We start from the raw sequence: 11,693 nt of genomic DNA, 5'->3' as shown, positions 1-11,693 counted from the left end.
GGATATCAATATCTTTTTCAATACGAATAAGGCAAATCTCTTTTAAAATGTTCAATAGCTGTTCATGTAATCTCCTTATTAACCATACAACAATTGTCTACACAAGTTATTAAGCGCTTACATAAAAACTACATCTACAAATTAACACACGTTTTTTTCAACCTGCAAAAGTTAAGTTAAATAACCCCTTTTTTTATTATTATATTTCCATATAACGCTGTTTCACCGGTGATTAGAACTGCAAAAGCACCTTCAGACTGTTTATAAAAATCAAATCGTTCCATATATTTAACTTGAGCATCCGGATGTTCTTGCTGAATGATTTCTGAGTACTCATTCCATATTACTGGTTCTACATCATCACCTTTAACAACTTCCATTAATGCATATTGATATTCAGAATACTTATCAAGTGGAAATAACTCTAAAATTGCTTTTAACAACTCAGGAACAGTATGTCCATCCGCTCTAACTACTCTTTGGCCGATCCTTTCTGCCGGAAAGTTAGCATCCGAAATGACTAATTCATCTCCATGTCCCATTTCCATTAATATTTTCACTAAAATTGGACTTAATATAGACGGTATTTTTTTTAACATATTATTTATCCTCTTTCATATTAAGATATTACTAAATTGATTATATTTATCTTCTAAACAGAAGGTTTTGCGTGGTTTATAAGTTTTAATTTTCTCAGAGTTTTTAATTAATGTAACAATATCTTCTCTTCTATTAATTAAACCTAAAGTAATTAGTTGCGAAATTACATTTCCTAAGGAACTTGCCTCTATCGGTCCTGCTATTACTTCTCTACTCGTAAAATCTGCTGTAAGTTGACACAATAATTCGTTTTGAATTCCTCCTCCCACCATTTGTATTTGGTTAATTTGGCGATTAGTAATATCTTCTATCTGTTCAATTGTATTTCGATAAGACATTGCCAAACTTTCTAAAATCACTCTAACCAAATGCCTCTTAGTTTTTGGTATTTCTTGATTAGTTTTCATACAAAATTTTTGTATCTTTTCTTCCATATTTCCTGGTTTGGAAAAAGGTTCAGCATTAGGATTAATATACGATTTATTATCTTCTATTTCTTCAGCAAGATCTGCAAGAGTTTTATGTGATAAACTCTCACCTTTTATAGACCAGTCACGTCTTAATTCATTGTAAATCCACAATCCTGTTGTATTTTTTAAAATTCGGTAATTACCATCAAAAGTGCCTTCATTTGTTAACCCGGCTAGAAAGGCATCATTTGTTACTACAGGATTCGTTGATTCAACACCAACTAAAGACCAAGTTCCACTGCTAATAAAAGCAGTTTCTTGAATGGATTTTATATATGGGACAGCCAATACTGCACTTGCTGTGTCATGACTTCCTCCTGCAACGACCTTGATTTCGTTTACATTCAATTCATTACATAACTCAGTTCTTAAAGTTCCTAAAGTTTTACCTCCTTTTAAAATATTAGAAAACCAATCAATTGGTATACTGATTTTTTCCATTAATTGCTTAGAAAACTGTCTGGAACTTACATCTAATAATCCACTCGTACTCGAAATTGTATATTCATTAATCATTTGACCCGATAATAAGTAGGTGAAAAAATCAGGCATAAATAACACTTTTTCCACTATTTTCCTCAAATATGGTTTGCTAGCCAGATCTGCATGGATTTGATTAATGCTATTAATTAAATTTGGTTGAACTCCAGTCTTTTTAAATAAGTCTTCTTTTGACAACTCTTTATAGAAATCATTTTCATATCTTTTCGATCTTTGATCACGATAACTGCGTGGATTAAAGATAAGATCACCATCTTTATCAAGATAACAGTAATCCACCCCCCAAGTATCTACAGCTATCGACTCAATAGGTATCCCATCTCTAGAAGATTTTACAATACCTTTTTTGATTTGTTGAAAAAGATTTAATACATCCCAATATAAATTATCTTCAACAGATATAGGATTATTGTTAAATCGATGAACTTCAGATAGTTCAACTTTTTTTCCATCAAATAATCCTTGCATAACTCTTCCTGAGCTTGCTCCTAAATCAACTGCTAATAATTTTTTATAAGTCATTATTTATTCACCTCACTTATTTTTGATGCAAAGTAACCATCATTTGACTAAAAACGCATTATAATAGGTATCGAAAATGATATTGAAAGCAAAGTAAATCTATGCTTAAAGTAGGAAATGCAGTTTTTTTAAAATAGTATTCATTTTCAGTTTGCTTTGGCTCTAGCGACAAATAGTAGTTCGAGGCTTCTTATGCCAACTCACAATCCAATTTAAATGTTGTTTGATTGAAAAAGAAGTCTATAGCAATAGATAAACTTCTTTAACTAGAAATAACCTCTCTCTTAAGGCGATATTTATTACCTTCTTAAATAAGCCGTTGGCTCACATATCTCTAAGATTATTTGAAGACTTTTGAAAATTCCTTTGAAAAATGACACACATTAAATTGGGTTATATCAATTCAAAATATTATAAGTGGGTTAAACACGTTTCTAGGATTAATCGCCCTTGGATCCTTTTTTAACGTACTTTAAAAGCATCAATAGGAATCAAAAAATAAACAAAGCGAGATCAACGGTAGAATCAGCCAAACTTGAATCTTTAATTGAACAAACGCACGAATTGCCTGATAATAGCTTCTAATCTCGCTTTCAATTCATCATCTGATTATCCGAGGTGTTTAACAAACTTATTCTTCTTGTTGTCCATAAGTAACAAATCTAGTAACCATATTATCCATTTCTTCATCTGATAAAATCACGGGATTTCCAACTGCTTTGGATTGCCAATATAAACGGGCACAAAATTCCAATTGCTCAGTGATTGCAAATGCCTCGTCAAGGTTATCGCCTACTACATTTATACCATGATTTGCAAGTAATACGGCTTTCCTTCCTTCCATTGCTTTAAGTGCGTTTTCAGCTAGCTCTTTCGTTCCGTAAGCCGCATATTCTGCACAGCGGACATTTTTTCCACCGGAATGAGCCACAAGATAATCAATAGCTGGTAAGTCCTCTCTCAAACAGGATATTGTGGTAGAATATAACGCATGGGTATGGATCATAGCATTCACTTCAGCGCGATTTTGATAAACAACTAAATGCATTTGATATTCACTGGAAGGTTTTAATGTACCTTCCATAATTTTTCCGTTCAAATCCATGATAATAATATCTTCTTCTTGCAATTTATAGTAATCCATACCACTAGGAGTGATTGCCATATAACCAGATTTTTTGTCAAAAATGCTAATATTACCTCCAGTACCGACTGTTAATCCAGAATCAATTAATTTTTTTCCATACTCAACAAGTTGTATTCGTTCCTCTTCTAGCAGACCCATATATATAACCTCCATTGTAGCTTGAAATTGAATAACATATTTCTAATCACAATCTATTTTTGCTTAATAATCTAATCACTCATAGATTGCTACTTTTGGTAGAAATTCGAGCTTTTCAAAATATATTCTCGGATTGGAATGGCCATTCCAATCAAGGATGTATTATTTATATAGAGGACCATATTCCTGACATGCTTCAAAATCAGTACGTTCATTTTCTTTGGTTCCAAAGCCAGTGAATGAATGTGGTCTAAAAATCCTTTCATCCTCAACGTTATGCAGTACTACCGGAATACGTAACATACTTGCTAAGGTAATGAATTCGTGTCCTACATGTCCGTAAACCGAAGCGCCATGATTTGATCCCCAATTATCCATTACATTATAAACAGTCTCAAACCCTGGCGCCCCTAGTTTGGGTGCAAACCAAGTCGTTGGCCATGTTTTATCAGTACGTTCATCTAAGATATCTGAGAGTCCTTTGTCTAGAACACAACTGTGGCCTTCAGCAATTTGCAGGGTTGGACCTACTCCTTTAACGAGATTTACTCGAACCATTGTCATTGGCATTTCAACATCGGTATAGAATCTCGATGAAAATCCTCCACCACGGAAATATTCATAATTGGCTCTATTCCATTCTACTTTGTCCATGACTTTCTCTATATCAACTTCATTCATATTCCAAAATTCCTTCATTGTAGGATTATCATCTTCATCTGTTAATGCACCGGACCAATCTAAAGCGGAGGCTCCTGAGTTTTTTAAATGAATTACTCCGTTTTTAGCTTTTCCTTCTAATTTATGACCTGTAGCACGTTCAACGGATTCTGGGCTCCAGTAAGTTCTTACATCAGAAAATAGAGGTGCTTTGTTAGTTAATAAAGTTCCAAAGAGCATTGAAACTCCATTCAGCGTGTCATTTTCAGTCGCAAATGCAGTAACTGGCCTTGGCCCATTCCAGTCAAAAGTTGAAGTCATAATAGCTTCAGTAAAATCTCCATTGGGTAACCAGTCTGTCCATTGTCTTTGTCCTTGGAATCCTCCAGAAATAGCATTACGGCCTTTAGCCTCTTCTTCCCATCCTAATTCTGCTAATTTTTCATTACTGTATAAAATATCTCGAGTTATTATCGCATGCTTTGCAATAAACTCCCAATCTTCTTCGGCAGGAATAACTTTTGACTTTTCAATGATTTCCGGGAAATCCTTTCCTTCGTTAATGTCAATACCTTCTTTGCAATACTTTTTAATCCAAGCCAATGCTTTTTCATATTCTTTTTTATCATAAATTTCTAGTTTAATTCTTCTTAAAATCTCTGTCATATCAACATATTCGACAGTCATCCCTAAATATTTATTAAAGAAGTCATCATTGGCTTGAGACCCCACAATTCCCATACATGAGGAACCAATATTTACATAAGATTTTCCTTGCATTTGACCTACAGCAAATACACCTTTTGCAAATGATAAAATTTGATCTGCTACTTCTTTAGGAATACTATCATCATCTAAATCCTGAATTTCTTCTCCGTAAATCTTATATGTTGGATATCCTTTTTCTGCATATGCAGCCATCGCGGCGGCAACATAAACCGCTCCAGGTCTTTGTGTACCATTAAAACCCCAAATACCTTTAATCGTGTTCGGATTTAAGTCTAATGTTTCTGTGCCATAATTCCATGACGCTGTTACGGAAAGTGTACCTACGATATTTTCTTCTTTAAACTGATCATCAACAGCTCCAGCGTCTCCTCTTCCACCAATCGTTCGATCTGCTAAAATACATTGAACTGAAGTACCATCTGCATAGCGAAGGTTATTTTCAATTAATTCCTTTGCTGACTGAGCCATTGTCATCGTTTTTTCTTCCAAAGATTCTCTTACACCACCATGACGCCCATCAATAATAGGTCTTATACCAAGTTTAGGATAACTTAAAGACATTAATATTCTCTCCTTTACATTTACTCTCGACTAAATAAAATATATATCTTATAGTAAGCGATTTCAATGATCTGAAGAGGTATTGGCTTTTGTTCAAAAATACTATTTTTTTCGTTCATATTAGTTCAAAAATATGATGAGTCTGATGTTAGTTTTGAGAGACTGGATAAAAAAGAAAAAAGTATAATGATCACAAAAGGAGTAAAGAAGAGAGTACAGGGAGAAAACGGGCTAGAACCTGCGATAAATTAAACGTGGAAAGTAAAATGAAATATAATATAAAGAGAGCAAAGAAAAAGAATGAACAGCCCAAAACGGAGAATGTTACAAAAAGTTGAAAGCGACGGAAAGGGGTCGCTTCAGAAAGGTTCAACTAACAACAAGCTGTTTACGGTTAGAGAATTTAAACGTGGAAGAAGGTTTCACAATCAGTCATTCTACAGCAGCTATGAATCACAAAAAATTAAAATTTTTGTTTTTTCTATGGAGGAATTGTTTAATAAATTAACAATCGGGCCAAATAACTTCGCAATTATCATTTATATTATCGAGAAAATTATTAATTGGTTTTTTATCTGTTATTATGTGATCAATTTCACTAAAATGCGCTAATTTAAAAAAATGCCTAGTATCAAATTTTGAAGAGTCAACTAATAATATAGTCTTTTTGGTGTTACTTATCATTTTTTGTTTAATTAAAGCCTGGTTATAGTCGGCCTCATAACTGCCAATATTATCAATACCCCTACAACTAAAAATAGCAATATCTGTATAAAAGTTATCAAGAAAATTTACTGCAAAGTTTCCAAGAATAGAATTTGTTCCGTGAATAACTTCTCCTCCTGTAATAAATAATGAGATATTAGGCATTTTATTCAAGTTAGGGGCTAGATCAACACTGTTTGTTATAATCCTTAAATTGTCAACTTCTGTTAGAAAGGGAAGAATAAAAGAAGCCGTAGAGGAACTATCTAGAAAGATAGCTTGGTTCGGTCCAATAAAAGTAGAGGCTATCTCCGCTATTGAATATTTAGGTTTTACTTGCTCATCCAACCTGGATTCATAAGAATAGTCAATATTTTTAGGTATTGATAATCTTACTTCACCGTGTTCTCTAATCACCCTTCCTTGATTTTCTAATTCAATCAAGTCACGTCTTATAGTAGAAGTACTACTATACAATAGAGATTCCAATTTACGAGTTGAAATGACTTTTCTTTTTTTTAATATTTCCATAATTTTCGTTTGCCTTTCAATACTTGCCACTTCTATCCCCCCCACTTTACATGGGAAATTTTCAATAATATATTAGCCATTAATTAAATCAAGCATATATACAACTACTATATGCGCAGAACAAAATACTGTCAATTAGTTTGTGTACCCTTTTAGGATAACCTTGATTGAGGTTGCTATTTAGGCATTTTTTCTAAGTACTCATGGATACTTTAGAATTCATTGTCCTTGTCTTTGGCATCTGTTTTTAAATATATTCCATCATTGCTAAAGTCGTACTAAGCCCCTTAACTTCTGCTCTTTCATTCTTTGATTATAATCGGTTGTGATAAAGATCGCCGACTTTTTGGTTCAGTAAAAATAGGTATAACGCCCCTTTGGGGGAGCGTAAAATAAAATACATACAACAATCAAGTAGGTCTATGTGATAATCTTCTTAGAAACTAATTTGGGAGGTTATGCGATGACCTTAAAAGACAAGCGAATAGAATGGAAAATACATTGCGGTGCCTGGAAGGAAAGCAGACAAAGTATAGCTGAATGGTGTCGGGGGAAGGAAATTAAAAAACTCATCAGATGTATTGTTGGGTGCAACGATTCTGTGAACACCGCAGTTCTTATATAAAGAGAAGTATGTTAAAACACAATGGCTGACCGTTCAAATGAATGATTCTTCAGCTGACACTTCCAATAGACAGGGACCTGTATTCATTCATGTTGGTAGCTCTATCTGTTGAAGCACAATCGAGAACGGATATGAACTTTTTATCGGATATTGTTCAAGACCTGCCAATCATGTTGGTGAATGTTCCGTTTCTGAAGTGTACCTAGCTCGTGGTAGCATTGCTTTTTGACGGTCCCGATGTCATTGTGAAAGAGTGTTTTGATATGGTTCCTTTTTCCTCCTGTCTGTTCGTATTCTGTAATTGAATTATGGAAACGCCAACTAGTGAAAGATAACATTATATATACAGTTAACGATCCTCTGTTTATTTCAAACACATTTAAAGACTTTTTGTAAGGGTCTTACTATGTTACATGAACGAATATCGCCAAGGACGCCAAATATGAACGCTCACATAGGATCATCTCATAGAATTACGGGGAACGATTGTATGTCCAGATTTGAGTTTGCAACCTGTGGAGAGACTTATGAAGCGATTACAAATTCCATGAACTTTTACAACCTTCGAATCCGTATATATTGCGATTGGAATTACCGAAGATGGTATGAAAGAAGTTTTAGCCTTCATCATTGCACCAACAGAATCCGCGCACGTATGGGAAGATGGATGCAGGAACTACGTCATCGTGGTGTTAAAGACGTGGGTTACTGAGACGTTTAGTATAGAACAAATCAAATCGTTGAATAAATCAGAACTAGTTAAAAGTATAATAGATAAATATGAAATTAAAAGAGCTGTGGTAATCGGAGACCGTTTATCGGACATTAATGCGATAATGACTTAATATCAATAGGATGCCGATTTGATTTCGCAAAAGAAGAGGAACTCTCTCAGGCAAACTTTTTATTAAATGATCTAAAAGAGTTAAAAAATACTACCTACACTATAATTTTTTGGTATTCGCATTATTGCTGGAAACGTTTATTTTAGACAGTTATATAAAAGATTTATCTTGGTTAACAGATAGATGCTTTAAAAAACGACGCTACAACATAAGCAAATACAATAATAATCAATTTATAATTGTTCGTTTTGTTTGTACTATAAGAAGGCATAAAATTTTTGAGGTAAACAAACTTATTCATTAACGACAAAGAGGGACATTTATAGTGTCCCTGCTTTTTGCGATTTAAAAGCTTTGATTCTAAAACAGCAGAGTATTGTTTTAACTTGTGATACACCTGATCCCAAAAACTGCATCTACATTTATTTATACTGAGTTAAGGCTGTAAATGTCACCTTTATCCTCTTTAACATCTACAGATCATTAAATGGTTCCCATCTGGATCTTTAAAGTTAAACCAATGTCCATGCTCAATCTCTGTCGTTACTTCAACGCCTTTCCCATGGATGTATTGATAAGCATCTTTAATATGATTGGTATTAAAATGAAAAAGAGGCGTGCTGATAATATTTTCCGGTTGATAAATTTTACTATCTAATACAATGTTGATCCCATCCAGAGATAGAACATACAAATGCCCAAGCTTTATTTCGCCATCAGCCGGTAAACCTAGAAGCTCGCAATACCAATCGCGAGCTTTTTCTACATTACTTACTGGAATAAAAATTGTCCCTATTTCCTTTGATATTGGATTCACTATAGTTGGCTCCTTTCTTTAACCATTACTAAAGCTATATTACAAATCCCAATACTTTCTCTGAACACCGATTACTTTATGAACCGCCTCCATCTGATTCGGATACAAAGGACCTTCATGGTACCCCTGATCAAATGGATCGTCAATTCCACTCTTTTTCCCGGATAACGCTTCCATAACTTTTAAGGTACAAAAAGGAACGTATGCTGTACTGTATCCACCTTCGTGGCAAGCGACTAAACGTCCACTACAATGCTTCTCAGCCAACTGCTTCATTCTTAATGACATGTCGTAGAATCCTTCTGCTGTAACAAGCATTCTTCCTAAAGGATCAAATCGGCTTGGATCTTGACCAGCTGATACGAAAATAAATTCTGGCTGAAATTGGTTTACAATTGGCTCCACTACATGTTCAAATGCATACTGATACCCTTCATTTCCAGTTCCGGCTGGTAATTCAATATTTACGTTAAATCCCTCACCTTCTCCTTCACCTGTATACGTGATTTCCCCACGATTTTTCGGAAAAATGTTCTCTTGGTGAATAGAAATAAAGAGTACGTCTCGATTAGAGTAAAAAGCGCTCTCCGTCCCATTTCCATGATGCACATCCCAATCAAGAATCAGAATCCGCTTCAAACCATATTGCTTATGTAAATACTTTGCACCAATCGCGACATTATTGACTAAGCAAAAACCCATCCCTTCTCCAAATTCAGCATGATGACCAGGCGGACGCGTAAGAGCATAGACATTTTGCACTTCTCCTTGCATAACAGCATCCACAGCAGTTAACACACCTCCAGCCGATAATAGGGCAATTTCATACGAATTGGGGCCGACAATCGCATGCTCTCCCGCATCACCACCACCTGCATCACTTAGCTGCTTTAGCCGATCAATATATGCCGCGTCATGATTCATTTCTATATCCTGTTTTGTCGCTGTTCTCGGTTCAATAAGCTGGAATTCTTTAATAAATTTCGAACGATCTAGTAAATTTTTAACCCGACGCTTCGTTTCTGGATTTTCAGCATGGATATCCTCTTGAATCCAACCACCAGAACTAAGATTTAATGCCCCATTGCCAGTTTGATGCCAAAAATAGCTTTCGTCATAAATAAATCCCGTTTTTTTCATTAAAATCCTCCTTTTTCAGATTTTATGTTAAAAATATAGATACCTCATCGTTTTACAAGGCAGCAAAAATTTCACTAAGATAAGTACTTCTAAATAAATATGAGTTGATTCAAAAAATAATTATATTATTTAAAATTTATCAAATATTATTCGCGTAATCAATTTTTAGATCTATTTGTATACATTTTCAAACAATGGATCTATTTACTTGCTTCGCTCTCTGTATTAGTTTCAAATCCTAGCAGAAACAAGCTCCGATAATTTGGAGCTTGTTTTGCTTGGCTTAAGTATAAATAGCAGTATTCTTAACATATTTCTCTACATTATACCTAATAGATAAATTTAATATTAGTATAAAGACCAATCAATATTGTCTAAATATCTCCAAGGGAATAGAGATTTTTCAATTCATAACTAAGCCGCCATCAACCACTAGGTTTTGTCCTGTTACGGCTCGACTCAAGGGAGAGGCAAAAAACAGAACCACATCAGCGACATCTTCGGGTGTAGTCGCTTTTTGCAGCGGCGTTTCTTCTTTAATCAGCTTAAAAACTGCATCCGGAGTTTCAGCACTTGCATCTGTTTTGTTTAACAAACCGCCAGATACCATATTTACAGTAATGCCATTTGGACCTAGCTCTTTAGCCATGGATCGAGTAAAACCAAGTAAAGCAGCTTTACCAGTATTATAATCGTGATAGGGAACGACTGGATTTTGTACAAGATTCGTTCCAATATTTATGATACGACCAAAGTTCTGGTTCACCATATCTGCTCTTCCTGCTTGCAAAGTGTGGAATGCGGCCTTTACACTTCCTTCAAATTGCGTTTGAAACTCATTCCACTTTATAGAATCTAACTTATTACGTAACTCTCCATTAAATGTAAAATCAATTAGTGCATTATTAACAATCGTTGTAATGGGCTTTTTAAAATAATTCCTCGCTTTTACAAACAAAGCATTTACTTCTTCTAGATTACGAACATCTGCTTGAATAGCAAGCGCTCGTTCATTGCCAATTTGCTCAACTACTTCCTCAGCTTTTTCCTTATTCATAAAGTAGTTGACCACTACTTTTGCACCAGTTTCCCCAAAAGCTTTTGCAATTGCGGCTCCAAGCCCTCTACTTGCTCCTGTAACCAATACAACTTGTTCTTTTAAATCCATAATCAAAAACAACTCCTTTATATTAAAATTTTTATAAAGTGAATCTTCAATCTGTGGGGGTTTTCTTTCATCCCCCGCTGATTGCCAGTACCGTAATGGTATGACCTAAAGGCATCTTACGAAATTGGGTATTTAGGTGCTGTTATCACTCACTTAGACTTGTCTTAATTTTAACGCTTCAATTTGGGTCGAGATGAATGTTTCAATTGCCGTAAAATCTTCTCCATCACACATTTGTGTTCCCCCCAAAGATCAGATAAGCCTTAAGATCATTGTTTTAGCCTTTTTGATTCTCTATAGTTTGCATCTGTTTATCTCTTTCTGTTAACCATTTATTATTTCAACTCTGCTTTTATTTATTAATGAAGAGAAAAACTACTCAATGTTTTAATGAACAATGAAATGTCTGAAAAAGCAACTGGATAAGCGCATAAAAAACAGCTCCCGTTTTATAATGAGGAAAACAGAAGCTGTTTTTTAATCGGTCCCTATCTATTTAATCTAAATTAGTCGCCACTAGTACCCGATATGCCC

8 protein-coding genes and 2 pseudogenes are annotated in these 11,693 nt (G+C 34.6%); 2 read left to right on the top strand and 8 right to left on the bottom strand.

Going from position 1 to position 11,693, the window contains the following annotated elements; all coding sequences use genetic code 11:
- Nucleotides 1-176: 176 nt before the first annotated feature.
- The 5 genes from fucU to KBP50_RS01260 form a co-directional block, all read right to left on the bottom strand.
- A complete protein-coding gene (fucU, locus tag KBP50_RS01280) occupies nucleotides 177-599 on the bottom strand; it encodes an L-fucose mutarotase (protein WP_050349574.1) in 423 nt (140 codons plus the stop codon).
- Nucleotides 600-614: 15 nt separating this feature from the next.
- A complete protein-coding gene (locus KBP50_RS01275) occupies nucleotides 615-2,093 on the bottom strand; it encodes a rhamnulokinase (protein ID WP_050349575.1) in 1,479 nt (492 codons plus the stop codon).
- A gap of 631 nt (nucleotides 2,094-2,724) precedes the next feature.
- On the bottom strand, nucleotides 2,725-3,378 hold the full coding sequence (locus tag KBP50_RS01270; RefSeq protein ID WP_050349576.1) for an L-fuculose-phosphate aldolase: 654 nt from the start codon (nucleotides 3,376-3,378) through the stop codon (nucleotides 2,725-2,727).
- Between the two features lie 162 nt (nucleotides 3,379-3,540).
- Nucleotides 3,541-5,328, bottom strand: a complete 1,788-nt coding sequence (locus tag KBP50_RS01265) for an L-fucose isomerase (RefSeq protein WP_050349577.1) — start codon at nucleotides 5,326-5,328, stop codon at nucleotides 3,541-3,543.
- Nucleotides 5,329-5,832: 504 nt separating this feature from the next.
- Nucleotides 5,833-6,594 carry a DeoR/GlpR family DNA-binding transcription regulator gene (locus tag KBP50_RS01260; protein WP_050349578.1) on the bottom strand — a complete coding sequence of 254 codons (762 nt, stop codon included), beginning with the start codon at nucleotides 6,592-6,594 and terminating at the stop codon, nucleotides 5,833-5,835.
- A 1,173-nt stretch (nucleotides 6,595-7,767) separates the two neighbouring features.
- Here KBP50_RS01260 and KBP50_RS01255 point away from each other — a divergent pair.
- Nucleotides 7,768-7,842 (top strand): annotated as a pseudogene (locus tag KBP50_RS01255) (hypothetical protein); the annotation flags it as partial.
- Nucleotides 7,843-7,881: 39 nt separating this feature from the next.
- Nucleotides 7,882-8,180 (top strand): annotated as a pseudogene (locus KBP50_RS01250) (hypothetical protein); the annotation flags it as partial.
- Between the two features lie 320 nt (nucleotides 8,181-8,500).
- Here the strand turns inward: KBP50_RS01250 and KBP50_RS01245 are convergent.
- The 3 genes from KBP50_RS01245 to KBP50_RS01235 form a co-directional block, all read right to left on the bottom strand.
- Nucleotides 8,501-8,854 carry a VOC family protein gene (locus KBP50_RS01245; RefSeq protein ID WP_050349580.1) on the bottom strand — a complete coding sequence of 118 codons (354 nt, stop codon included), beginning with the start codon at nucleotides 8,852-8,854 and terminating at the stop codon, nucleotides 8,501-8,503.
- A 36-nt stretch (nucleotides 8,855-8,890) separates the two neighbouring features.
- On the bottom strand, nucleotides 8,891-9,991 hold the full coding sequence (locus KBP50_RS01240; protein WP_050349581.1) for a class II histone deacetylase: 1,101 nt from the start codon (nucleotides 9,989-9,991) through the stop codon (nucleotides 8,891-8,893).
- 403 nt (nucleotides 9,992-10,394) lie between these two features.
- Nucleotides 10,395-11,159, bottom strand: coding sequence for a 3-oxoacyl-ACP reductase (locus tag KBP50_RS01235; RefSeq protein WP_050349582.1), 765 nt, complete (start codon nucleotides 11,157-11,159; stop codon nucleotides 10,395-10,397).
- Nucleotides 11,160-11,693 lie beyond the last annotated feature (534 nt).

Origin of the sequence: Virgibacillus pantothenticus (assembly GCF_018075365.1) — a bacterium.
GTDB classification, from domain to species: Bacteria; Bacillota; Bacilli; order Bacillales; family Amphibacillaceae; genus Virgibacillus; species Virgibacillus pantothenticus.
Note: the sequence above shows the minus strand (reverse complement) of the source record. Positions and strands in the feature narration are given on the sequence as shown.

Excerpts from the sequence above, each read along its gene's own strand:
- fucU (WP_050349574.1), bottom strand. The coding sequence starts at position 599 with ATGTTAAAAAAAATACCGTCTATATTAAGTCCAATTTTAGTGAAAATA.
- KBP50_RS01275 (WP_050349575.1), bottom strand. The coding sequence starts at position 2,093 with ATGACTTATAAAAAATTATTAGCAGTTGATTTAGGAGCAAGCTCAGGA.
- KBP50_RS01270 (WP_050349576.1), bottom strand. The coding sequence starts at position 3,378 with ATGGGTCTGCTAGAAGAGGAACGAATACAACTTGTTGAGTATGGAAAA.
- KBP50_RS01265 (WP_050349577.1), bottom strand. The coding sequence starts at position 5,328 with ATGTCTTTAAGTTATCCTAAACTTGGTATAAGACCTATTATTGATGGG.
- KBP50_RS01240 (WP_050349581.1), bottom strand. The coding sequence starts at position 9,991 with ATGAAAAAAACGGGATTTATTTATGACGAAAGCTATTTTTGGCATCAA.
- KBP50_RS01235 (WP_050349582.1), bottom strand. The coding sequence starts at position 11,159 with ATGGATTTAAAAGAACAAGTTGTATTGGTTACAGGAGCAAGTAGAGGG.